The sequence below is a fragment of the Pseudomonas sp. FW305-3-2-15-C-LB1 genome (assembly GCF_058787615.1).
Genome location: NZ_JBYSZX010000003.1, coordinates 438,816 through 462,387, shown reverse-complemented (window position 1 = coordinate 462,387; position 23,572 = coordinate 438,816). Strand labels below are relative to the sequence as shown.

General features: G+C 62.2%; 16 protein-coding genes. 6 read left to right on the top strand and 10 right to left on the bottom strand.

The window, feature by feature from the left end:
* The first annotated feature begins 46 nt into the window (after positions 1–46).
* The gene (locus AC3WP7_RS08860) at positions 47–2,131 is read left to right on the top strand and encodes a TonB-dependent receptor family protein (RefSeq protein ID WP_102591532.1); all 2,085 of its coding nucleotides are present in this window, start codon (positions 47–49) and stop codon (positions 2,129–2,131) included.
* Here AC3WP7_RS08860 and AC3WP7_RS08855 read toward each other — a convergent pair whose 3' ends face one another.
* Genes AC3WP7_RS08855 through glnE form a run of 8 tightly spaced genes read right to left on the bottom strand, consistent with a single transcriptional unit; the run spans position 2,132 to position 12,075 of the window.
* Positions 2,132–3,574, bottom strand: a complete 1,443-nt coding sequence (locus AC3WP7_RS08855; RefSeq protein WP_102591531.1) for a lipopolysaccharide kinase InaA family protein — start codon at positions 3,572–3,574, stop codon at positions 2,132–2,134.
* Positions 3,574–4,326, bottom strand: a complete 753-nt coding sequence (locus tag AC3WP7_RS08850; RefSeq protein WP_093121299.1) for a lipopolysaccharide kinase InaA family protein — start codon at positions 4,324–4,326, stop codon at positions 3,574–3,576. Before AC3WP7_RS08850 ends, AC3WP7_RS08855 begins: the two co-directional genes overlap by 1 nt.
* The gene (locus AC3WP7_RS08845) at positions 4,323–5,057 is read right to left on the bottom strand and encodes a lipopolysaccharide kinase InaA family protein (protein ID WP_092246544.1); all 735 of its coding nucleotides are present in this window, start codon (positions 5,055–5,057) and stop codon (positions 4,323–4,325) included. Before AC3WP7_RS08845 ends, AC3WP7_RS08850 begins: the two co-directional genes overlap by 4 nt.
* Positions 5,057–5,863 carry a lipopolysaccharide core heptose(I) kinase RfaP gene (gene rfaP, locus AC3WP7_RS08840; RefSeq protein ID WP_102591530.1) on the bottom strand — a complete coding sequence of 269 codons (807 nt, stop codon included), beginning with the start codon at positions 5,861–5,863 and terminating at the stop codon, positions 5,057–5,059. Before rfaP ends, AC3WP7_RS08845 begins: the two co-directional genes overlap by 1 nt.
* A complete protein-coding gene (locus tag AC3WP7_RS08835; protein WP_092246541.1) occupies positions 5,860–6,984 on the bottom strand; it encodes a glycosyltransferase family 4 protein in 1,125 nt (374 codons plus the stop codon). Before AC3WP7_RS08835 ends, rfaP begins: the two co-directional genes overlap by 4 nt.
* A complete protein-coding gene (gene waaC, locus AC3WP7_RS08830) occupies positions 6,984–8,045 on the bottom strand; it encodes a lipopolysaccharide heptosyltransferase I (RefSeq protein WP_093513455.1) in 1,062 nt (353 codons plus the stop codon). The genes AC3WP7_RS08835 and waaC overlap by 1 nt, the downstream gene beginning before the upstream one ends.
* 1 nt (position 8,046) lies before the next feature.
* Positions 8,047–9,081 carry a lipopolysaccharide heptosyltransferase II gene (gene waaF / locus AC3WP7_RS08825; protein ID WP_102591529.1) on the bottom strand — a complete coding sequence of 345 codons (1,035 nt, stop codon included), beginning with the start codon at positions 9,079–9,081 and terminating at the stop codon, positions 8,047–8,049.
* A 54-nt stretch (positions 9,082–9,135) separates the two neighbouring features.
* Positions 9,136–12,075 (bottom strand): bifunctional [glutamate--ammonia ligase]-adenylyl-L-tyrosine phosphorylase/[glutamate--ammonia-ligase] adenylyltransferase, encoded by a 2,940-nt coding sequence (glnE, locus tag AC3WP7_RS08820; protein ID WP_071492321.1) that lies wholly within the window; start codon positions 12,073–12,075, stop codon positions 9,136–9,138.
* A 383-nt stretch (positions 12,076–12,458) separates the two neighbouring features.
* Here glnE and aceE point away from each other — a divergent pair, with 383 nt between their 5' ends.
* From aceE to msrA, 4 genes are all read left to right on the top strand, one after another.
* Positions 12,459–15,104, top strand: coding sequence for a pyruvate dehydrogenase (acetyl-transferring), homodimeric type (gene aceE, locus AC3WP7_RS08815; protein WP_058423512.1), 2,646 nt, complete (start codon positions 12,459–12,461; stop codon positions 15,102–15,104).
* Positions 15,105–15,115: 11 nt separating this feature from the next.
* Positions 15,116–16,753, top strand: coding sequence for a dihydrolipoyllysine-residue acetyltransferase (gene aceF, locus AC3WP7_RS08810; protein WP_102591528.1), 1,638 nt, complete (start codon positions 15,116–15,118; stop codon positions 16,751–16,753).
* Between the two features lie 315 nt (positions 16,754–17,068).
* Positions 17,069–19,762: a putative bifunctional diguanylate cyclase/phosphodiesterase gene (locus AC3WP7_RS08805; RefSeq protein ID WP_071492324.1), complete on the top strand. Its 2,694-nt coding sequence runs from the start codon at positions 17,069–17,071 to the stop codon at positions 19,760–19,762.
* 73 nt (positions 19,763–19,835) lie between these two features.
* Positions 19,836–20,483 (top strand): peptide-methionine (S)-S-oxide reductase MsrA, encoded by a 648-nt coding sequence (msrA, locus tag AC3WP7_RS08800; RefSeq protein ID WP_071492325.1) that lies wholly within the window; start codon positions 19,836–19,838, stop codon positions 20,481–20,483.
* A 127-nt stretch (positions 20,484–20,610) separates the two neighbouring features.
* Here the strand turns inward: msrA and AC3WP7_RS08795 are convergent, their stop codons facing one another.
* The gene (locus AC3WP7_RS08795; RefSeq protein ID WP_102591527.1) at positions 20,611–21,447 is read right to left on the bottom strand and encodes a 23S rRNA (adenine(2030)-N(6))-methyltransferase RlmJ; all 837 of its coding nucleotides are present in this window, start codon (positions 21,445–21,447) and stop codon (positions 20,611–20,613) included.
* Positions 21,448–21,621: 174 nt separating this feature from the next.
* On the opposite strand from AC3WP7_RS08795, the gene AC3WP7_RS08790 reads away from it, so the two are divergent.
* On the top strand, positions 21,622–22,899 hold the full coding sequence (locus tag AC3WP7_RS08790) for an O-acetylhomoserine aminocarboxypropyltransferase/cysteine synthase family protein (protein WP_093121305.1): 1,278 nt from the start codon (positions 21,622–21,624) through the stop codon (positions 22,897–22,899).
* Here the strand turns inward: AC3WP7_RS08790 and AC3WP7_RS08785 are convergent.
* Entirely contained in the window at positions 22,885–23,568 is a 684-nt protein-coding gene (locus AC3WP7_RS08785) for a DUF4123 domain-containing protein (RefSeq protein WP_102591526.1), read from the bottom strand. The two genes, AC3WP7_RS08790 and AC3WP7_RS08785, sit on opposite strands and share 15 nt — an antisense overlap.
* Positions 23,569–23,572: the final 4 nt, after the last annotated feature.

Sequence of the window (23,572 nt, the reverse complement as noted above, 5' to 3'; positions counted from 1 at the left end):
CTTTGCGCGTCTACCTCCTATGCGCGCCATGGATTCCGGCTGACTGATGAAAACCCTCGCCCGCTTCACCTTGTTGTTGCCTGGCCTGTTGGCCCTGAGCGATACCGCTCGGGCCGACGACGCTCCGCTGGTCCTCGACCCCAGCGTGGTCACCGGCTCGCGCAGCGCCAGCCCGACCTTCGACCTGCCGTACTCGGTGGACGGCATCAGCCGCGAACAGATCAGCGACGGCCAATTGGGCATCAACGCCTCCGAGGCCCTGTCCCGCGTGCCTGGCCTGGTGGTGCAGAACCGCCAGAACTATGCCCAGGACCTGCAGATTTCCTCCCGAGGCTTCGGCGCCCGCTCGGCGTTCGGCGTGCGCGGCATCAAGCTGATTGCCGACGGCATCCCCGCCAGTACCCCGGACGGCCAGGGCCAGGCGGCCACCTTCAACCTCGATACCGCCGAACGCATCGAAGTGCTGCGCGGCCCTGCCGCCACCCTGTATGGCAGCAATGCCGGCGGCGTGATCCAGATGTTCTCCCGCGACGGCGAAGGCCCACCGCGCATCGGCGTCGAGACCCTGGTGGGCAGCGACGGCCTGAACAAGAACCACCTGAACGCCGAAGGCGCGACCAACGGCGCCGGTTTCGTGCTCGACGCTTCGCGCATGGACACCAACGGCTACCGCGACCACAGCAGCGCACGCCGCGACCAGACCTTCGCCAAGCTCAATGTCCAGCCGGATGACGACAGCAAGCTGGCGCTGATCTACAGCAGCCTGGAGCAGAACGGCACCCAGGACCCGCTGGGGCAGACCTGGGCAGCGTACAAGGCCGACCCACGCTCGGTGAGCGCCAACGCGCTGACGTACAACACGCGTAAAAGCATCGATCATCAGCAATTGGGAATGAATTACGAGCGGTACTTCGGCGATGCGACACTGCAGGTGAACGGATATACGGGGCGGCGGAGTGTGATTCAGTATTTGTCGATTCCAAAGGGCACACCCGCCAACGAGCGTGGCGGCGGCGTGGTGCAATTCGACCGCAAGTTCTATGGCGGCAGCGTGCGTTGGATACAGCCTATTGAAAGCGCACCGGGCGAGCTAATGATCATCTCCGGCCTGGATTTCGATCAAAGCGAAGACAGTCGCCACGGCTACCAGAACTACAGCGGCAACACCCTCGGCGTAAAAGGCCAACTGCGCCGCGATGAAATCGACACCGCCCGCAGTCTCGACCCCTATATCCAGGCCAACTGGGCCCTCGACCGCTGGACCCTGCAAGCCGGCGTCCGGCACAGCACCATGCAGTTGGACGTTGACGACCAGTTCCTCAGCAACGGCGATTCCAGCGGCAACAAGACCTATCAGAAAAATACGCCGTCAATGAGCGTGATGTATGCGTTCACGCCTGAACTGCATGGTTATGTGAGCGCGGGCAAAGGCTTCGAAACACCAACCCAGGCCGAATTGGCCTATGCGCCGGGCAATGTGGAGGGCTTCAACTTCGGCTTGAAACCGTCAGAGAGCACACAGTACGAAGTGGGATTAAAGGCCCAAGTGAAAAATACCAGGATCAATGCGGCCGTATTCCAGATAACTACAGAAGATGAGTTAGTGGTCGCTCAATCCAAAGACGGCCGCACCAGTTACCAAAACGCCGGCCGCACCCTGCGCCGCGGCTTCGAACTGGGCATCGAAAGCCAGCTCAGCGAGCACTGGAGCGCCAACCTCGCCTACACCCGCCTGCAAGCCACCTACGACAGTGACTTCGTCAGCGGCAACACCGCCGTCGACAAGGGCAACTACCTGCCGGGAGTCCCTCAAACCACGCTGTTCGCAGAACTGAGCTGGAAACCAAGGGACTGGGTCAGCACCGCACTCGAAGGGATGTACCGCAGCCAGGTCTACGTCGAAGACACCAACAGCCAACACGCCGCCCCGGCCTACAGCGTATTCAACTGGCACGCCCGCTTTGAGCAGAAAGTCGAACACTGGACCTTCCACCAGACCCTGCGCCTGGACAACCTGCTCGACCGCCAGTACGTCGGCTCGGTGATCGTCGGCGACGGCAATAACCGCTACTACGAAGCGGCGCCTGGACGTTCGTGGTATGCAGGCGCCGGGGCGGAGTATCGGTTCTGATCAGTTGATGTCTCGTGGCAACCGCTGATCAATCAATTGGTACAACGCACTGCTTTCGGGCCAGTTACGCATGAACCGCGCCCGGTCCTTGGCATACGCCGGGGCGAAGCTCGCCTCGGAGCCGTGCTGACACATGGCGTCCAGGTCGATCAGCGACCAGCGGCCCTGGTCCCAGAACAGGTTGTGGCCCTTGAAATCGCCATGGCTGATGCGTTCACGGATCAGCTCGGCGAACAGGTGATCCAGCGCCTGCAGTTCGTTTTCCGGCGCGTCACCATTTTCAACGTACGGTGCGAAGCGCTCGATGATGTCCGGGCCCGGCAGGTATTCGGTAACCAGGTAAGCGCGACGGCGCAACCAGAAGAAGCGTTTTTCCAGCACCGCCAGCGGCTTGGGCGTGGCGATACCGAGGAACGCCAGGCGGTTGCCTTCGCGCCAGGAGTGCCAGGCACGGCTCGGACGCCAGAAGCGTTTGAGCCAGTGGGCGAAGCCCTTGATGTTATAGCGCTTGATCACCAGCGGCCGACCGGCCACCTCGACCTTGGCCACGCTGGCGGCGCCGCCGGTCTTGTACAAATGCCCCTGGTCCAGCAGTGCGTCAGCCTGTTCCAGCACCGGTAGCATGGCCGGTTCCTCTTCCCGCCGGATCGCGCGCAAGGCAAAGGCGCCGCGCACCACGCTGAACAGCGTGCATTCACGGCCGACCTTGCTCAGGAAGTCCTTGAGGCGCCAGGCACTGACTTTACGCACCTGTTTCTCCAGGGCTTCCAGCGGCAGGGCGTGCTCGCCGTTGCTCAGCAGGTAGTACACCAGCAGCTCTTCGGTAAACGGCTCGATATTCTTCGGCAACTGGGCGAAAAACACCCCGAGGTTTTCCAGCACACGGTTGCGTGAGAGCGGTTTACCCGCTTCTTCGACGCGGATCCCGGCGCCATCGATCAGGTACAGCTTGCCGTCCTGGCGCAGCAGGTTGTCCAGGTGCAGGTCTTCCTGCCATAGGCCCCTGGTGTGCATCTGCGCAATGACACCCAGCGCTTCGGCCAGCACGGCGGTTTGTTCGTCAGCCAGCGGCGGCAGGTCTTCGACGGCCTGCCAGGCAGCGGCCAGGCTTTCGGCGCCCTCGATGAACTCGAACAGCAGCCAGCCGCCCTCGCCTTCCTGCAAGCCATCGGCCAGCAGCAACGGCGTGGTCAGGCCTTGCTCGGCGAGCAGGCGCACGCCGCTGAGTTCACGCTGAAAGTGCCGCGCCGCCTTGCTGCCCACCAGTAACTTGGCCAAAACCGGACGACCGCGCCAGACCGCCGCCCCCACATAACGCTCGCCCGGCAGCACACGTAACAGGCTCAGCAGTTGCAACTGGCCCGGGCCGGCCGCATCGGCCAGTTCGAGGGTCAGTGGCAGCCCGGGGTTACGGCCGGCGGCTTTAAGCTCGGACAGACGCATCAACGGTTTTCCTTGTGACTACGGCGCGCGGTCAGTTTCTGCAGCCAGCTGGTGACCAGCGCGCTGTCCTTCGATTGATCAAGATAGGCGGCCAACAGTTGGCGCACCTGTTCATCCGACCACTGCGGTGCACGTCGCAACAACGGCTCCAGGTCCTTGACCCGATCGCGCCAGCCGAACAGCAGCGGGCGGGTTTTCTCAAGGTCGATCAACTGCGCGGCATAGCCGTCGCCGGTGGCCTGCATAAAAATATGCTTGGGATAAAAACAGCCATGCACCTGGCCGACGCTGTGCAACCGACGTGCAAGCTGACCGCAGGCCAGCAGGATCGCGTGGTGCTGGGCGTCGCTCAATTGAGGCCACTGCCCCAGCAGCGAATCCAGGTCATTCCAGCCGTCCAGGGCACGGGTCAGCAGCATGGCGCGATGCTCGCCGCCCACCTTGCGCTCGCCGTAGAAAGCCGCCTGCAAGGCAGGGATGCCGAGCTTGCGGTAACGACTGATATTGCGGAACTCGCGGGAGAAACTCGGCTCGCCAAAGGGACGGTGCAGGCTGCGCGTCAGGTAGTTGCTCTGACGCTTGAGGTAATAACCGTGGCCGTCCAGCTCCAGACGAAACACGCTGCTCCAGCCGCCGCGACTGGTGTTGGGTTCATCCACTGCATCCAGTTGTTTGGCCCACAGGGCGTCGAACGTCGCCAAGCCGTTGCGCTCCAGCAGCGCCCGGTCTTCAGCCGCCAGGAAATCACTCATTCACGTCCCTCGAAAAACTTCACCACGTGGCGAATACGCTGTTTGTCCGCTGCACTCAGGTGTCGGCGCTGACGGTATTGCATGTAGAAACGCAGGCGCTGGGTGGCGGACAAGTGATACTTGGCCACCTTGTCCAGGCAGGCCAGGTCTTTGGTGATGCGGTACTTGAGCCAGAACCCGCGCCAGAAATCGCCGTTGGGGCAGTCGATCAGGTACAGGGTCTGCTGGTCATCGATCAACAGGTTGCGCCACTTCAAGTCGTTATGGGTAAAGCGATGATCGTGCATGGTGCGTGTGTATTCGGCGAGCTGACGGCTCACCGCGTCGACCCACTTGGGGTCGCGCAGGCGCGCATCGTTGCGCTCGGCCAATACCGAGAGGTCTTCGGTCTTCGGCAGCTCGCGGGTGATCATTGCCCCACGATCATAGGCCAGGCCCTTTCGCTCCAGCCCCCAGGCAACCACATCAGCGGTGGGAATACCCCATTTGGCGAAACGCTTGAGGTTCTGCCATTCGGACTTGACCCGCGGCTTGCCCAGGTAGCGCCGCAGCCCTTTGCCGGCACCAATGTAGCGCTTGACGTAATAGTTGACCCCGCAACGCTCCACGCGGATCACTTCCGACAGCGGATCGCGGGTCAGGCGCTCGCCCTGCAGGGCGAAGACCGCTTCGAGGTTGCCGAAATCATCCGCCAGGCTGGCGTACGCAGGTTCCAGGTTCCAACCCGCCATCAGATCGCATCCCCATAACGCAGCTTGCGCGCATACAGCTTGTCGGCCTTGCGCTGCATCAGGCTCAGTGACGCCGATTGCTCAGCGAGGATCTGGCGCAGCGGCTGGCGGAAGTAGCCCTTGAGGAAACGCAGCTTGTCGCGACGGGTGAGGCCGATATCCAGCGCCGAGTAGTACAGCGCGGACAGGTCCTTGTCGCGCCAGCGCAGCGGCAGATGGGCACGCAGTTGAGCGCGGTGCAGGTCGATCACCGACAGCTTGATGTTGTTCGCATCGATGGGCCTGGCGGTGTCCAGCAGGAAGTGGCACAGGTAGCAGTCGCGGTGGTTTACGCCACCCCGGTGCATATCGCCAACCATGCGCGCCAGCTCGGCCGTGAGGGCATGACGCAACGCGGGCGCAGGCGGTTCGGCGACCCAATTGATCGTGACGTCTTCGAGGCTGAGGGTCGGCGCCAGCTCTTCGGTGATGATGAACGAGTGCTGGTCCGCCGGGTTGCTGCCCTTCTCGCCGAAAGCCACGCTGGTCATGGTCGGCACGCCGAGTGCCTGAAGTCGATGAATCGCCGCCCATTCAAGGCCTGCGCCCAGCACCGGCAGCTTGGCGGTAATCAGGTTCTTGAAGATTTCGCCCCAGCCGATGCCACGGTGGATCTTCACGAAATACGGACGGCCATCCACCACGGTGCGCAGCGTGCGGCGCGCCGCCAGCTCACGGAATACCTGGCCTTGCAGTTTCTCGACTTCGGCGAAGGCATCAAGCCCGGCCCACAATGTCTTGAACGGTTCGGCAAGAATCAACTTCATCGTTTTGGCTCCGCCAGAATCACATCCGCAGCGCGCTGCGGCATGCTGTAAAGGTCGGCCGTCTCAGCGAAGGCCAGGCCATTGCGGCTCCAGGCCGCGCGCTGTGCAGTGTCGGTGAGCATGTGCGTCAGGTACTGGTTGAGCTGCGCTTGTTCAAACGGCTCATCCAGTACCAGGCCACTGTCGGCCTCGGCAATGTAGTGGGCATACCCACATACCGCCGAGACCAGCACCGGCAACCCGGCCACCAGGGCTTCGAGCAAGACGGTGCCGGTGTTTTCGTTGTACGCCGGGTGAATCAACAGGTCGGCGCCCAGCAGGAAACGCGGGATATCGCTGCGGCCCTTGAGGAACTGCACGTTATCGCCCAAGCCCAAGGTGGCGCTTTGCAGTTGGAATACCTTGGGGTCGTCCTGGCCGATTACAAACAGGCGCGTGCGTTTTTTCAATTCAGGCGGCAACGCGGCCACGGCCTTGAGGCTGCGGTCGACCCCTTTGGTCTTGAAGCCCGAGCCGATCTGCACCAGCAGCAACTCGTCGTCGCCGAGGTTGAATTCCTTGCGGAAACCCTCACGGATTTCGGCGGCATTCGGCGGTGCGCGGCGGTCCTGGGCAATGCCCGGTGGCAGCAGGTGGAAGCGCTCCACCGGGGTGTTGTAATGCTTGATGAACAGCGGCTGCTGCACTTCGGAAATCATCAGGACTTCGGTCTTGGCGTCCTTGGCGAACACTGCGCGTTCGTACTCGGCGAAGTGCTTGTAGCGGCCGAAATAGCGGTACAGCGAGTGGCGCAGGTTTTGCGCCTTGTCTTCAAAGCAACCGTCGGCGGCGTAGTACACGTCCAGGTTGGGCATTTTGTTGAAGCCGATCAGGCGGTCCACTGGGCGCCTGGCCAGGTCGGCAGCCATCCAGGCGCTGAGCTTTTCATTGCGCCGATGGTTGAAGAACGCCTTGACCGGCGCCACCAGCACTTCGAAGCCGGGCGGGATGTCGCCCTCCCAGATCAGCGTGTACACACGAATCTGATGGCCGCGCTGCTGGCACTCCAGGGCGATGCGCATGAAGTCGCGCTGCAGGCCACCGAAGGGGAAATATTTGTACAGCACAAAAGCCAGTTGCATCAGTGCAGCTCCTCAGCCAATAACAACGTGCTCAGTCGGCTTGCCACACGCTCTGGGTTCAGGCGCGTGAAGCACAGGGGCGACTCGCGCTTGAGGTCGAACCGACGCAGGTCGTCGGCCGTCGGTTGATAGGTACATTGCTTTTGCAGGCACGGCGCGCAGGGGAAGTCGCTGGCCAGATGAATCTGGCGCTTGCCGTAGGCACCGGTCAGGCCGGGGTTGGTCGGGCCGAACAGGGAGATGGTCGGCACATCCAGCGCGGCGGCCAGGTGGCCGAGACCGGTGTCCACCGCCACACAGGCGCGAGCGCCGGCCAATACACGAGCCACACCGGCCAGGTTCAGCTTGGGTAGCACCTCGGCGTTTTGCAGGCCCTGGGCCAGGCGTTCGGCACGGGCTTTTTCGGCGGCGTTACCCCAGGGCAATTTCACGTCGACACCCAGGCGCCCCATGCGCTCGGCCAGCTCGCGCCAGTAGGCTTCGGGCCAGTGCTTGGTGTCCCAGGTGGTGCCGTGCAACAGCAGCACAAAAGGTTTTTTCGGCGGCAGGCCCAGGAGCTTTTCAGTGCTCAGGCCGTAGTCGCCCAGGCCTTTGGGCAGGTCATATCCGAGCGCCACGGCGAATAACTGGCGCAGACGCTCCACCGCGTGTTGCCCTCGCGCAACGGCGAGGCGTCGCGAATAGAAACGCGCGGCCATCGGCTCGCGGGCGGAGTTTCTGTCGAAACCCGCGACGGGCGCACGCACATAACGGGTCAGCCAGGCGCTTTTCAGCAGGCCCTGGGCGTCGATCACCAGATCGTATTTGGTCGACTGGACTTGCTGCTTGAAGCGCCGCCATTCGCCACTCTTGATGGTTTGCCAGATGTTTTTGCGCCAGCGACGGATCGCCACCGGGATCACCTTGTCGACTGCCGGGTGCCAGGTGGGAATCTCGGCAAAGCCTTCTTCCACTACCCAGTCGAATTGAATGCCGGGGATCGCCCGCGCCGCGTCGGTCAGCGCCGGCAAGGCGTGGATCACGTCGCCCAGGGATGAGGTCTTGATTACCAGTACGCGCAAGCTATCGGACCTCGACCGCAGAGCCCTGCAACCGCTGCAAGGCCTCGTTCACCGGCTGTGGCAACAACTGGCGCATGCAATTGTAGTGGCCGAAACGGCAGGTACGGTCAAAACATGGGCTGCACTCCAGGCCCAGGCGCACCACTTCGACCTGATCGGCCAAGGGCGGCGTGAAGCCCGGCGAGGTGGAGCCATACACCGCCACCAGCGGGCGGTTCAGCGCAGCGGCCACGTGCATCAGGCCGGAGTCGTTGGACACCACCGAATCGGCGCAGGACAGCAGGTCGATGGCCTCGGCCAGGGACGTGTCGCCACTGAGGTTCACTGCCTCTTCACGCAGGCCGGGGATCAGGCGCTGGCGAATGTCTTCACCTACCGGATGGTCCTTCTTCGAACCGAACAGCCACACCTGCCAGCCTTCGCGGATCTTCGCCTCGGCCACCTTCGCGTAATGCTCCGACGGCCAGCGCTTGGACTCGCCAAACTCGGCGCCGGGGCACAAGGCCAACACCGGCCGGTCCAGGCTCAGGCCGAACTTGGCCAGGGCCGCGTCGCGGCTCAGCGGGTCGATCTGCAGGCTCGGGCGCGGATACGGCTTGGGCAACTCGGCACCCGGCTCATAGGCCAGGGCCATGAAGCGTTCGATCATCAGCGGGTAGCGGGCTTTGTCCAGCGTGCGCACGTCATTGAGCAGCACGTAGCGGAACTCGCCGCGCCAGCCGGTGCGCTTGGGGATACCGGCAAAATACGGCACCAGCGCCGACTTGAGCGAGTTGGGCAGCAGGATCGCCTGGTCGTACTCACCCGCCAGGGACTTGCCGATGCGACGGCGGGTTGCCAGCTCCAGGGCACCGTGGCCGAGCGGGAAGCTCAAGGCCTTGCGCACCTCGGGCATGCGCTCGAGGATCGGCCGGCTCCACTCGGGGGCGAGCACGTCGATCTGGCAGTCCGGGTAACGCACGCGCAGGCACTGGAAGAGTGTCTGCGCCATCACCATGTCACCGACCCAACTGGGCCCAACGATCAGAATATTCATGTAGTTTCCACAAACGATGCGGGGAGGCTTATGCCTCCCCGCCGTAATAGTGTTTCAGCTCAGCCCCAGCGCCTGCCAGATTCGCATTACCTGGCGCCGTTCGTCGGCAAACTGATCCCCGGCCACTGTACCGGCCTCGTTCTGCAAGGCCTGGCGGTGCGCGGCGGATCGGTAGGCCTTATACACCTCACGCAGCAGATGGGCATCGGCGGCGGGCATCAAGCCTACCTGCTCCAGGCCTTCCAGAATGCGGATATTGTCGGTGTAGCGCAGCAACGATGGATGTTGCGCAGACCACGCCAAAGCCGCGTATTGCACCATAAATTCAATATCGACGATACCTCCGGCGTCCTGCTTGAGGTCGAACAGCGCCGTGGCTTCGAAGGCATTGGCGCCGGTGCCGGCCGCCGTGCCCTTGGTGCCCAGGTTGTCACGCATCTTGGCGCGCATCTCGCTGACCTCCTGGCGCAGCTTCGCCAGGTCCCGCTCCTGCCCCAATACCTTAGCCCGTACCCGCTCGAACGCCTGGCCCACATCCTGGCTGCCCACCAGCACCCGCGCACGAATCAGGGCCTGATGCTCCCAGGTCCAGGCTTCATTTTGCTGATAGCGCTCAAACGCCCCCAGCGAACTCACCAACAAACCGGATGCGCCGGAAGGTCGCAGGCGCATGTCCACTTCATACAACTGGCCCGAGTTGGTCTGGGTGGTCAGCAGGTGGATGATGCGCTGGCCCAGGCGCGTGAAGAACTGCGCACCGTCGATGGGCTTGGCGCCATCGGTTTCCGCCTGGGGATCACCGTCGTGGATAAACACCAGGTCCAGGTCCGAACCATGCCCCAGTTCTATACCGCCGACTTTCCCATAACCGACAATGATAAACCCAGGATCGCACAGGGTGCCGTCCAACCGCTGCGGCGAGCCATGGCGCGCCACGGTCTGGCGCCAGGCCAGGGCCAGCACCTGTTCGAGGATGGCCTCGGCGAGCCAGGTCAGGTAGTCGCTGACTTTCATCAGCGGCAGGCTGCCGGCAATCTCCGAGGCCGCCACGCGCAGGCGGTGGGCCAGCTTGAAGTGCCGCAGGGCTTCCATCTGTTGCTCAAGGTCATCTTCGGGGATGCGTGTAAGACGCTCGCGTAGTTCGGCGGCCAGTTCCGGCGCCAGCGGTGGCTTGAACAGGCGGCCTTCGTTGAGCAATTCGTCGAGCAACAGCGGGAAACGGGTGATCTGCTCGGCGATCCACGGGCTCGCGGCGCACAGGGTCAGCAGACGGCGCAGGGCATCGGGGTTTTCCGTGAGCAGCACCAGGTAAGCGGAACGCCGGGCGACGGCTTCCACCAGCGGCAACACGCGCTCCAGCACCAGGTCCGGGTTGGCGTGCTCGACCGCCTGGGCAAGCAGGCGCGGTATAAAAGCATCCAACCGTTCGCGCCCCAAACGCTGCATGGCCCGCAGTTGCGGGCTGTTGCGCAGGCCGGCCAACGCCTTGAGCGCCTTGGCCGCGTCGGTAAAACCACCTTCGGCCAACTGACGGCAGGCCGCCTCTTCATCCTGGGATTCCTCCCAAAGCGGCAGCCACTCACCGCCCACCACCAACTCGCTTTCTTCGCCCTCTTCTTCATCCGGATCGGCGATCACCTGGCGGAAGTGCCAGTCCACCCGACCGCGCCAGTACATCAGGCGCTCGTGGAAAGCGTCCCAATCGGCAAAGCCCAACATAAAGGCAATGCGCGCCTGGTCTTCGGGGCTGTCCGGAAGCATTTGTGTCTGGCGATCGGCAATCGCCTGGATCGCGTGCTCGGTGTAACGCAGGAATTCGTAGCCATTGCGCAATTCGGCAATCACCGCCGGCGGCAGGTAACCCTGGCCTTCCAGGGTGCCGAGCACCTTGAGCAGCGGGCGCTGTTGCAGGCTCAGGTCGCGGCCGCCGTGGATCAACTGGAACGCCTGGGCGATAAACTCCACTTCGCGGATGCCGCCCGAGCCCAGCTTGATGTTGTCGGCCATGCCTTTGCGCCGTACTTCCTGCTGAATCAACTGCTTCATCGTGCGCAGCGCTTCGATGGCGGAAAAGTCCAGGTAGCGGCGATAGACGAACGGCCGCAGCATGTCGAGCAGTTGTGCACCGGCCACCTGGTCGCCGGCCACGACCCGCGCCTTGATCATGGCGTAGCGTTCCCAGTCACGGCCCTGATCCTGGTAATACTGCTCCAGCGCGTTGAAGCTCAGTACCAGCGCACCGGCCGAGCCGTAGGGGCGCAGGCGCATGTCGACGCGAAACACAAAGCCGTCAACGGTGATCGGGTCGAGGGCCTTGATCAGTTTCTGACCAAGGCGGATAAAGAATTCCTGGTTATCCAGGGCGCGTTTCACACCCACCGTCTCGCCACCTTCGGGGTAGGCGAAGATCAAGTCGATATCCGACGACAGGTTCAACTCCACCGCACCGAGCTTGCCCATGCCGAGGATCACCATGTGCTGCGGCTCGCCGCTGCGCCGCCCGGTGGGCGTGCCGAACTGTACGCAGTGACGTTGGTACAGCCACTGGTAGGCCTGGTCGATGCAGGCGTCGGCCATGTCGGAAAGGTCGCGGCAGGTTTGCACCAGGTCGGCCTGGCGGGTCAGGTCGCGCCAGATGATGCGCACTTGCTGGCGCGTGCGCTGGCGACGCAGCACACGGCCGAGTTCATCTTCTGTTTCGACTTGTTGCACAGCGCCAGCAATCTGCCCGCACAGCTCGCCGGGCGCAAAACCCCGGTCCAATTCGCCCCAGGCGGCCAGTTCGAGCAACATCAAAGGGTCACGAACACTCTGTTCAATGACGAAATCACTGGCGGCGCACACGCGGGCGAAGTCGGCCCACCGTTGCGGCGTCCACGCAGAAAGTCCATGATCGTCGTCCAGCGCGGCCACTGCGTCACGAAATGACTGCTCGGCCCGCTGGGCTTTTGGCAAGAGAATGGCCGGTAGTTGGGCCAGTGTTGGAAGGCTCATGGTCTATCCTTGATCGGCGTGTAATTGGCTACGTGTTGTGAACGCAAGGACCACGCTCTATGAAGGACTGTCGAACAAAGGTTAGAAATAGCTGAAATTAATTTCATTTTGGCAGCCAACATCAAGCTTTCACCTTTTCTTGTTCGCAAAAGATCAACAATAACGATTATGCTCACCAGCCAGACCGAGCCATACGCTCAGTCTTGTGTAGTTTTACTACTCGTATATACATTCGAAAGGCTGAAATGGCCGACGATTTGTAGTAAAACTACAGGACGCCGAAGCAACCTTCGGCCATCCAAGAATTTATGTCGTCTGCCCACAAGGCCAGTCGCAAACTTCAGGCAACCGATTCTGGTAGCCTTTCCGCCCTGGAGCAAGCCATGCAAGACCTCGATCCCGTCGAAACCCAGGAATGGCTGGACGCCCTGGAATCGGTTCTCGACAAAGAAGGCGAAGACCGTGCTCACTACCTGATGACCCGTATGGGCGAACTCGCGACCCGCAGCGGCTCGCAACTGCCTTACGCCATCACTACGCCATACCGCAACACCATCCCCGTTACCCACGAAGCACGCATGCCTGGCGACCTGTTCATGGAACGCCGCATTCGCTCGCTGGTACGCTGGAACGCCATGGCGATGGTAATGCGCACGAACTTGAAAGATTCGGACCTGGGCGGTCACATCTCCAGCTTCGCTTCCAGCGCAACCCTGTATGACATCGGCTTCAACTACTTCTTCCAGGCCCCGACCGACGAACACGGCGGCGACCTGATCTACTTCCAGGGCCACACCTCGCCAGGCGTCTACGCCCGTGCGTTCATGGAAGGCCGCATCAGCGAAGAACACATGAACAACTTCCGCCAGGAAGTGGACGGTAACGGCCTGTCGTCGTACCCGCACCCTTGGCTGATGCCTGATTTCTGGCAGTTCCCGACCGTATCCATGGGCCTGGGCCCGATCCAGGCGATCTACCAGGCACGCTTCATGAAGTACCTGGAAGCCCGTGGCTTCATCCCTGAAGGCAAACAGAAGGTCTGGTGCTTCCTGGGCGACGGCGAGTGCGACGAGCCGGAATCCCTGGGCGCCATCTCCCTGGCCGGCCGCGAGAAGCTGGACAACCTGATCTTTGTCATCAACTGCAACCTGCAGCGCCTCGACGGCCCGGTTCGCGGCAACGGCAAGATCATCCAGGAACTCGAAGGCGTGTTCCGCGGCGCCCAGTGGAACGTGACCAAAGTCATCTGGGGTCGTTTCTGGGACCCACTGCTGGCCAAGGACGTCGACGGTATCCTGCAGCGTCGCATGGACGAAGTCATCGACGGCGAGTACCAGAACTACAAGGCCAAGGACGGCGCGTTCGTCCGCGAACACTTCTTCAACACGCCTGAACTCAAGGCGATGGTTGCCGACCTGTCCGACGACGAAATCTGGAAACTCAACCGTGGCGGCCACGACCCGTACAAGGTCTACGCGGCGTACCACGAAGCGGTCAACCACAAAGAACAACCGACCGTCATTCTGGCCAAGACCATCAAGGGTTATGGCACCGGTGCCGGCGAAGCGAAGAACACTGCGCACAACACCAAGAAAGTCGATGTCGACAGCCTGAAGTTGTTCCGTGACCGCTTCGACATCCCGGTCAAGGATGAAGAGCTGGAAAACCTGCCGTTCTTCAAGCCGGAGCCGAACAGCGCCGAAGCCCGCTACCTGGCCGAGCGCCGCGCCGCACTGGGTGGTTTCGTGCCACAACGCCGCGCGCAGAGCTTCAGCGTACCGACGCCGGACCTGAGCACCCTCAAGGCTATCCTTGACGGCTCGGGCGACCGTGAAATCTCCACCACCATGGCCTTCGTGCGGATCCTCGCGCAGTTGGTCAAGGACAAGGACATCGGCCCGCGCATCGTCCCGATCATCCCGGACGAAGCCCGTACCTTCGGTATGGAAGGCATGTTCCGTCAGTTGGGCATCTACTCCTCCGTCGGCCAGCTCTACGAGCCAGTCGATAAAGACCAGGTGATGTTCTACAAGGAAGACAAGAAGGGCCAGATCCTCGAAGAAGGCATCAACGAAGCGGGCGCAATGAGCTCCTTCATCGCTGCCGGTACTTCGTACTCCAGCCACAACCAGCCGATGCTGCCGTTCTACATCTTCTATTCGATGTTCGGCTTCCAGCGTATCGGCGACCTGGCCTGGGCAGCAGGCGACAGCCGTACCCGTGGCTTCCTGATCGGCGGCACCGCCGGTCGTACCACGCTGAACGGCGAAGGCCTGCAACACGAAGACGGTCACAGCCACATCCTGGCTGCCACCATCCCGAACTGCCGCACCTTTGATCCAACCTACGGCTACGAGCTGGCGGTGATCATCCAGGACGGCATGAAGAAGATGACCGAAGAGCAGCAGGACGTTTTCTACTACATCACTGTGATGAACGAGTCCTACCAGCAGCCAGCCATGCCGGCCGGCGTGGAAGAAGGCATCATCAAGGGCATGTACCTGCTCGAAGAAGACACCAAGGAAGCAGCGCACCACGTACAGCTGATGGGCTCCGGCACCATCCTGCGCGAAGTGCGTGAAGCGGCCAAGATCCTGCGTGACGAGTTCAACGTCGGCGCCGACGTATGGAGCGTGACCAGCTTCAACGAACTGCGTCGCGATGGCCTGGCCGTAGAGCGTCACAACCGCCTGCACCCTGGCCAGAAGCCACAGCGCACCTTCGTTGAAGAGTGCCTGACCGGCCGTAAAGGCCCGGTGATCGCTTCGACCGACTACATGAAACTGTTTGCTGAACAAATTCGCCAGTGGGTCCCGTCCAAGGAATTCAAAGTCCTGGGCACCGACGGTTTCGGCCGCAGTGACAGCCGCAAGAAGCTGCGTCACTTCTTCGAAGTTGACCGTCACTTCGTGGTGTTGGCAGCCCTGGAAGCCTTGGCTGACCGTGGTGAGATCGAACCGAAGGTGGTGGCTGACGCTATCGTCAAGTTCGGGATCAACCCGGAAAAACGCAACCCACTGGACTGCTGAGGAGACTTTTTGTGAGCGAACTCATTCGCGTACCTGACATCGGCAGCGGTGAAGGTGAAGTAATCGAGCTGTTTGTGAAGGTCGGCGACACCGTCGAAGCCGACCAGAGCATCCTGACCCTGGAATCGGACAAGGCGAGCATGGAAATCCCTGCTCCCAAGGCCGGCGTGGTCAAGAGCCTGAAAGTGAAGCTGGGCGACCGCCTGAAAGAAGGCGACGAACTGCTGGAGCTGGAAATCGAAGGTGCCGCTGATGCGGCCCCTGCGCCGGCGGCCCCTGCTGCCGCCGCTGCACCTGCGCCTGCTGCTGAAAAACCTGCCGAAGCGCCTGCCGCTGCCGCACCTGCCGCCGCCACTGTCCAGGACATTCACGTCCCGGACATCGGTTCGTCGGGCAAGGCCAAGATCATCGAGCTGCTGGTCAAGGTCGGCGACACCGTCGAAGCCGACCAGTCGCTGATCACCCTGGAGTCTGACAAAGCCTCCATGGAAATCCCTTCGCCGGCTGCCGGCGTGGTGGAAAGCATTGCGGTCAAGCTGGAAGACGAAGTCGGCACCGGTGACTTCATCCTCAAGCTGAAAGTACAAGGCGCTGCGCCTGCCGCCGCCCCAGCCCCGGCCGCTGCTCCAGCCGCCAAGGCTGAAGCCGCACCGGCTGCCGCTGCACCTGCACCTGCTGCAAAAGTCGAGGCCGCTCCGGCCGCTGCTGCTGCCGCACCTGCGCCAAGCGGTGCCAAGGTTCACGCCGGCCCTGCCGTGCGTCAGTTGGCCCGTGAGTTCGGCGTGGAGCTGAGCGCTGTGTCGGCCACTGGCCCTCACGGTCGCGTGTTGAAGGAAGACGTGCAGGTTTACGTCAAGGCCATGATGCAGAAAGCCAAGGAAGCGCCAGCTGCTGGCGGCGCTACCGGTGGTTCGGGCATTCCGCCGATCCGCACCGTGGACTTCAGCCGCTTCGGCGAAGTCGAAGAAGTGCCGATGACCCGCCTGATGCAAATCGGCGCGGCCGGCCTGCACGCCAGCTGGCTGAACATCCCACACGTAACGCAGTTCGACCAGGCCGACATCACCGACCTGGAAGCTTTCCGCGTTGCGCAGAAAGCCGTGGCCGAAAAAGCCGGCGTGAAACTGACCGTGCTGCCGCTGCTGCTCAAGGCCTGTGCCTACCTGCTCAAGGAGCTGCCGGACTTCAACAGTTCGCTGGCGCCAAGCGGCAAGGCGATCATCCGCAAGAAGTACGTGCACATCGGTTTCGCGGTGGACACCCCGGATGGCCTGCTGGTACCGGTGATCAAGAACGTCGACCAGAAGAGCCTGCTGCAACTCGCTGCCGAAGCCGCCGCGCTGGCTGCCAAGGCCCGCGACAAGAAGCTCACCCCGGACGACATGCAGGGCGCATGCTTCACCATCTCCAGCCTCGGTCACATTGGCGGTACTGGCTTTACGCCAATCGTCAACGCGCCGGAAGTGGCGATCCTGGGTGTGTCCAAGGCGACTATCCAGCCGGTTTGGGACGGTAAAGCGTTCCAGCCGAAGCTGATGCTGCCGCTGTCGCTGTCCTACGATCACCGTGTGATCAACGGCGCCGCCGCTGCGCGCTTCACCCAGCGTCTGGGCCAAGTGCTGAACGATATCCGCACGATCTTGCTGTAAACCGTCACGGCCTCCTCTTCACTGAGGAGGCCTGGCTGTATCGATTTTCGAGCGCCACGCTCGTACCTCAACCCCGCCACTTGGCGGGGCTTTTTTTGCCGGCTTTCCGGCAGGAAACTGGACATACAAGACAGGTTTGTACACCTTCCATCACCTCGATTGCAGAAATCCCTTCCGCAGCCGATAACCCCGTTATAGCACTTAGCCTTCATCCTCTCTTGTCAGCCCGCGCCGCATGATGCAACCTTGCCGCAGGCAACAGAAAAGAGGGCGTGAGCCCGGCGCCGTGCGCGTTATTTCAAGTGAGTCTCCCCCATGAAAAGCCAGCCCGATGTCGCCCGAATGGCGGCCGAGGTAGTGACGCAGTTACCGGTGCCTTCGCGCCTCGGTATGCTGCGTTTCGAGCGGCTTAATGAGGCAAGCTGGGCCCTCCTTTACCTCGACCCCAATTGCGAGCGCCAATTCGGCCTACCGGCGGTCGAGCTGTGCGCGCTGATCGGCACTCCTTACGCCAGCCTGATGGAGCCCCAGGCGCGCTATCAACTGCACGACATCATCCAGCAGCAACTGAACCAGAGCCCGCACTACCTGGTGCGCTACACCCTGCACACCAGCGACGGCCCGCTGAGCCTGCTGGAAATGGGCGAAGCCTACAAACAACACAATCGCCACCTGCTGCGCGGCTACCTGATGGTGGTCGATGGCCTGTTCAGTGAAATCCCCACTGCCGTGCCCACGGCAGACCTGGAGAACCAGAACAGCCGCCTGCAGATCGCCCTGGAACTCAACCAGCGGGCCCAGCAGGAACAGTTGCAGCACCTTGAGCGGGTGCGCGCCCAACAGGAGTTGATCCTGCTGCTGGCCCGTCAGCGCTACACCACTAACAATTCGCTGCAGGAAGCTGCCGAGCTGATCACCCGCAGCGCCTGCGATATCTACCAGATCGACTGCGCCAGCATCTGGAACCTTGAAGGCCAGCGCCTGGTGCCGATCTCCGCTTACCACCGCGCAGACGGGCAGCATCACTTGCCCGAGCCTATCGACGCCAGTTGCTTCCCGGACTACCTGGAAGCCTTGCACTCCAGCCGGGCCATCGACGCCACCAACGCACTGCGCGACCCGCGCACCCGAGAAATGGCCGACAGCCTGCGCGACAAAGACATCCACGCGATGCTTGACGCGAGCATTCGCGTCGATGGCCATGTGGTGGGCGTGCTGTGCCTGGAGCAAAGCGGCAGCACCCGCGCCTGGCAGGCCGATGAAATTGCCTTTGCCGGCGAGCTGGCCGACCAGTTCGCCCAGGTGATCAACAACCACAACCGCCGCACCGCCACCAGCGCCCTGCACCTGTTCCAGCGTGCCGTGGAACAAAGCGCCAACGCCTTTCTGCTGGTCAACTGCGATGGTGTAGTGGAGTACGTCAACCCAAGCTTTACTGCGATCACCCAGTACAGCGCCGAAGAGGTCCACGGCCACCGCCTGGCCCAATTGCCGGCGCTGGAGAACCTCAGCGAATTGCTGTTCGACGCTCCCTCGAGCCTGGCCAAAAGCAACAGCTGGCAGGGCGAATTCAAGAGCCGGCGCAAGAACCTGGAGCCCTACTGGGGGCAGCTGTCGATTTCCAAGGTGTATGGCGACAACCGTGAGCTGACGCACTACATCGGCATCTACGAAGACATTACCCAGACCAAGCTGGCCCAGCAGCGTATCGAGCGCCTGGCCTACACGGACAACCTGACCAACCTGGGCAATCGCCCGGCGTTCATCCGCAACCTCGATGAACGCTTCGCCCGTGACAGCGACAGCCCGATCAGCCTGCTGCTGGTGGACATCGACAACTTCAAGCGCATCAACGACAGCCTAGGCCACCAGACCGGTGACAAGCTGCTGATCAGCCTGGCCCGGCGCCTGCGCAACAGCCTGAGCACCGGTGGCAGCCTGGCGCGCTTTGCCAGCAACGAGTTTGCGGTGCTGCTCGACGACACCGACCTGGAAAGTGGCCAGTTGGTGGCCAGCCAATTGCTCGCGACCCTCGACAAGCCGATGTTCGTCGACAACCAGTTGATCAGCGTCACCGGCTCCGTGGGCCTGGCCTGCGCGCCACTGCATGGCCGCGACCCGCAGACCCTGATGCGTAACGCCGGCCTGGCCCTGCACAAGGCCAAGGCCAACGGCAAACATCAGGTGCAGATCTTTACCGAAGCGCTGAATGCCGAGGCCAGCTACAAGCTGTTCGTCGAGAACAACCTGCGCCGCGCCCTCACCCAGAACGAACTGGACGTGTTCTACCAGCCCAAGCTGTGCCTGCGCAGTGGCCGTCTGCTGGGCATGGAAGCGCTATTGCGCTGGAACCATCCGGAAAAAGGCATGATCCGCCCTGACCAATTCATCAGCGTGGCTGAAGAAACCGGCCTGATTATCCCCATCGGCAAATGGATCGCGCGCCAGGCCTGTCGCATGAGCCGTCAGTTGACCGCCGCTGGCATGGGCAACTTGCAGGTGGCGATCAACCTGTCACCCAAGCAGTTTTCCGATCCGGACCTGGTGGCCTCGATCGCCACGATCCTCAAGGAAGAAAAACTGCCGGCCAACCTGCTGGAGCTGGAACTGACCGAAGGCCTGTTACTGGAAGCCACCGAAGACACGCGCCTGCAGCTTGATCAATTGAAGAGCTTCGGCCTGACCCTGGCCATGGACGACTTCGGCACCGGTTACTCGTCGTTGAGTTACTTGAAAAAATTCCCTATCGACATCATCAAGATCGACCGCAGCTTCATCCACGAAATCCCGGACAACCAGGACGACATGGAAATCACCTCGGCGGTGATCGCCATGGCCCACAATCTCAAGCTCAAGGTGGTGGCCGAGGGCATCGAGACCGCCGAGCAACTGGCGTTTCTGCGTCGGCACCGTTGCGATGTGGGCCAGGGCTACCTGTTCGACCGGCCGATCCCCGGCGCCGAGCTGCTGGCGATGCTGAAACGCTACCCGCGCGGCCCTATCGCCTGACAGCGCTGTAACACTCGGGCACACTGGCGGTCTCAATCTTTATTGCTAACTCAACCTGACGAGAGGACTGATCATGGTCTTGCGCTCGGAAATTCTGGTGAACAAAAACGTGCTACCTACTCAAGAACAAGCTCTGCCTGGCCGTGAAACCCCGATGGCATTGCCGGAGACGCACTTCGTCAATGGCAACCCGCTGCTCGGACCGTTCCTCGATGACGTCGGCTTTGCAATCTTCGGCCTGGGCTGCTTCTGGGGTGCCGAGCGTCGGTTCTGGCAGCGCGATGGCGTGGTCAGCACTGTGGTCGGTTACGCCGGCGGCTACACGCCCAACCCGACCTATGAAGAAGTCTGCTCGGGCCTGACCGGCCACAGCGAAGTGGTGCTGGTGGTGTATGACCAGGCCAAAGTGAAATACGAAGACTTGTTGAAAATGTTCTGGGAACTGCACAACCCCACCCAGGGCATGCGCCAGGGCAATGACATCGGCAGCCAGTACCGCTCAGTGATTTATGCCACCACGCCGGAACAACTGGCGGCGGCGCAGGCCAGCGCCAAGGCGTATCAAGCCGAACTGACCAAGGCCGGCCTGGGTGCGATTACCACCGAAATCGAAGAGGCACCGACGGTGTACTTCGCCGAGGCGTATCACCAGCAGTACCTGGCGAAAAATCCGCAGGGCTATTGCGGGATTGGTGGCACCGGTGTGACCTGCCCGATCTAAAGCCGACACGGGTAAAATGTGGGAGGGGGCTTGCCCCCGATAGCGGTGTGTCAGTCAGTACATCTGTAACTGATAGATCGCTATCGGGGGCAAGCCCCCTCCCACATGAGGTATTCACAAGGCGTGGTTACTCAGCGATGAGCCAATCCATCTGCCACCCGCCCTGGGTCTGCCCAAGCTTCCTGGACAGCCACGGCAGCAGCTCACGCAGCTCCTCTTCCAGCCCCCACGGCGGGTTGGCGATGGCCAGGCCCGAGCCGGTCAGGGTGTTGGGGGTGTCCAGCGGATGCACCAGTAACTCCACTCGCAGCAACTTCGGCGCGCCGGTGCCGGCCAGGTCCTGGTAGAAACGACGCAACATGCGCTGGTCTTTCACCGGGTACCAGATGGCCGCGACGGTCTGGCGCATACGGCCCACGGCTTCCTTGAGGGAGGCGGCGCAGCGTTGCATCTCGTCGAGCTTTTCGAACGGCGGGTCGATCAGCATCAGCGCGCGCTTTTCCGGCACCGGCAACAGCGCACGCGGTACGTGCCAACCTTCGCCCAGGTGCACTTTGACGCGGCGGTCACCCTTCATGTTGTCCTTGAGCAACACGCCGTCTTCCGGGTGTTTCTCATTGAGCAGCACGCGGTCCTGAGGGCGCGTCAGGCGCCGCGCCAGCTCGGGCGAACCAAGGTAGTAGCGCAACTCGCCATCCGGGTTCATCTCATGCAGCACGCGCATGTAATCGGCGGTCAACGGCGGCAGGTCGCTTGCGCCCCACAGGCGGGCGATGCCTTCCAGGTATTCACCGGTGCGGTTGGCCTGGTCGCCCTGCAGGTCGTACAGACCGATCCCCGCATGGGTGTCGAGGTAGGCGAACGGCTGCTCCTTGCGCGACATCAGGGCGATGAGGCGGGTCAAGGTCAGGTGTTTGAAGACATCGGCGTGGTTGCCGGCGTGAAAGGCGTGACGATAATTCATGGTTGCTCCTGCGCAGGAGGCGAAGTTTACCTTTTACGCAAGCGTTGGTGCAGGGCAACGTGCCGGGCGGTACTTATATCGAAAAGACAGGCTTTCACCTGAAAAAAGTCTAAATATCAATGATGACTCGGACTTATTGTGGCGATCCACACTCCAGGGAGGTCCATCACCATCATGAAAGACGCCACCATCGCACTGCACCACGGCTTCCAGTCGGACCCGACCACCAAGGCTGTTGCTGTGCCGATCTACCAGAATGTTGCCTTCGAATTCGACAACGCCCAGCACGGCGCCGACCTGTTCAACCTGGACGTGCCCGGCAATATCTACACGCGGATCATGAACCCCACCAACGACGTGCTGGAGCAACGCATCGCCGCGCTCGAAGGCGGTATCGCAGGCCTGGCGGTGTCGGCCGGCAGCGCGGCGATCCACTACGCGATCCAGACGCTCACCCGCGCCGGGGACAATATTGTCACCACCCCGCAACTCTACGGCGGCACCTACACCTTGTTCGCGCACTTGCTGCCCAGCTTCGGCGTCGATGTTCGCTTTGCCCGGGATGACTGCGCCGAAGCCATCGCCGAGCTGATCGACGACAACACCAAGCTGGTGTACTGCGAAAGCATCGGCAACCCGGCGGGCAACATCGTCGACCTGGAAGCCCTGGCCAACGTCGCCCACGCGCACGGCGTGCCGCTGGTGGTGGATAACACCGTGGCCACGCCGATCCTGTGCAAACCCATCCGGTTCGGCGCCGATATCGTGGTGCACTCGGTGACCAAGTACATCGGCGGCCACGGCAACTCCCTGGGCGGCGTGATCGTCGACAGCGGCAACTTCCCCTGGACCGACTACCCGCAGAAATTCCCCGGGCTCAACAACCCCGAGCCCGCCTATCACGGCGTGGTCTACACCGAGAAATTCGGCCCGGCCGCCTTCATCGCTCGCGCCCGCACCGTTCCACTGCGCAACACCGGCGCGGCACTGGCCCCGATGAACGCCTTCCTGCTGCTGCAAGGCCTGGAAACCCTGGCCCTGCGCATGGAGCGCCATACTGAAAACGCCCTGAAGGTCGCACAGTTCCTGCAAGGCCATGTCGAGGTAGAGTGGGTCAGCTACGCAGGCCTGCCGGACCACCCGCACCACGAACTGGCGCAGAAGTACTTGCAAGGCAAACCGTCAGCAATCCTTTCATTTGGCTTGAAGGGCGGCTATGAGGCCGGCGTGCGCTTCTATGACGCACTGCGCATCTTCAAGCGCCTGGTGAACATCGGCGATGCCAAATCCCTGGCCTGCCACCCGGCCTCCACCACCCACCGGCAGATGAACGAGCAAGAACAGGCCAAGGCCGGCGTGAAGCCGGAGATGATTCGCCTGTCGGTGGGCATCGAGGCCATTGAAGACCTGATCGAGGATTTGCAGCAGGCGCTGGGCTCAACTCAGCTCTGAGGCCAGGTAATCAGCCAGCGCTTCATGGCTGATACCCGATCGACGCGCAAAGTAGGCGACCTTGTGCTGCAAGGTCGCCGGCGCAAAAGCGGTGTAGAGGTCGGGTCGCTGCTCTTCGAGCCACTGCAACAGGTTACCGACCAGGGTTTGCGGCGATTGCTCCGCCAAGTGCTCCAGCAAAGGTACCGGCACTCGCCACCATGGGCTGGCTTTGGCGGCAGTGACCGGGCCAGTCGCAACAGTCAGCGATTGGCCATTAATGAGGTATCGCGGGAACACCGGCAACAGCTCTTCACCGCAGCGCTGAATGATCGGCAGAAACTGCGCGCCATCCCAAAAGCGCAAAAATACCTCTTGCCCATCGGCCAGGTACACCTTGGTCAGGCTTTGCAGGTGTGCGACCACCACGTCCAATGGGCATGACGATACGGCCAGCCAGCCCCAATCCGTGGCGTCTGTGGCGGCAGCCCATTCCAGGAACGCGCTACCTGGATCGACGATGCCTACATAGGGCATCACCTCCTCCCAGGTCGCATAGGCCGTACTGGCCCAAACGGGATGCAAAGGCGCTCCGCCGGCCAGCGTTCGCCACGCATTCAAGGGCTGGGCGTCGCTGGCAGCGCCGAGTACTGCGAAGATCTTTTCACCAGCAAGCAAGGGTTGAAGCATCGAC

Excerpts from the sequence above, each read along its gene's own strand:
- AC3WP7_RS08860 (WP_102591532.1), top strand. The coding sequence starts at position 47 with ATGAAAACCCTCGCCCGCTTCACCTTGTTGTTGCCTGGCCTGTTGGCC.
- AC3WP7_RS08845 (WP_092246544.1), bottom strand. The coding sequence starts at position 5,057 with ATGGCGGGTTGGAACCTGGAACCTGCGTACGCCAGCCTGGCGGATGAT.
- AC3WP7_RS08790 (WP_093121305.1), top strand. The coding sequence starts at position 21,622 with ATGAAAGACGCCACCATCGCACTGCACCACGGCTTCCAGTCGGACCCG.
- aceE (WP_058423512.1), top strand. The coding sequence starts at position 12,459 with ATGCAAGACCTCGATCCCGTCGAAACCCAGGAATGGCTGGACGCCCTG.
- AC3WP7_RS08785 (WP_102591526.1), bottom strand. The coding sequence starts at position 23,568 with ATGCTTCAACCCTTGCTTGCTGGTGAAAAGATCTTCGCAGTACTCGGC.
- msrA (WP_071492325.1), top strand. The coding sequence starts at position 19,836 with ATGGTCTTGCGCTCGGAAATTCTGGTGAACAAAAACGTGCTACCTACT.
- AC3WP7_RS08850 (WP_093121299.1), bottom strand. The coding sequence starts at position 4,326 with ATGAGTGATTTCCTGGCGGCTGAAGACCGGGCGCTGCTGGAGCGCAAC.
- AC3WP7_RS08835 (WP_092246541.1), bottom strand. The coding sequence starts at position 6,984 with ATGCAACTGGCTTTTGTGCTGTACAAATATTTCCCCTTCGGTGGCCTG.
- AC3WP7_RS08855 (WP_102591531.1), bottom strand. The coding sequence starts at position 3,574 with ATGCGTCTGTCCGAGCTTAAAGCCGCCGGCCGTAACCCCGGGCTGCCA.
- AC3WP7_RS08795 (WP_102591527.1), bottom strand. The coding sequence starts at position 21,447 with ATGAATTATCGTCACGCCTTTCACGCCGGCAACCACGCCGATGTCTTC.
- AC3WP7_RS08805 (WP_071492324.1), top strand. The coding sequence starts at position 17,069 with ATGAAAAGCCAGCCCGATGTCGCCCGAATGGCGGCCGAGGTAGTGACG.
- waaF (WP_102591529.1), bottom strand. The coding sequence starts at position 9,081 with ATGAATATTCTGATCGTTGGGCCCAGTTGGGTCGGTGACATGGTGATG.
- glnE (WP_071492321.1), bottom strand. The coding sequence starts at position 12,075 with ATGAGCCTTCCAACACTGGCCCAACTACCGGCCATTCTCTTGCCAAAA.
- rfaP (WP_102591530.1), bottom strand. The coding sequence starts at position 5,863 with ATGAAGTTGATTCTTGCCGAACCGTTCAAGACATTGTGGGCCGGGCTT.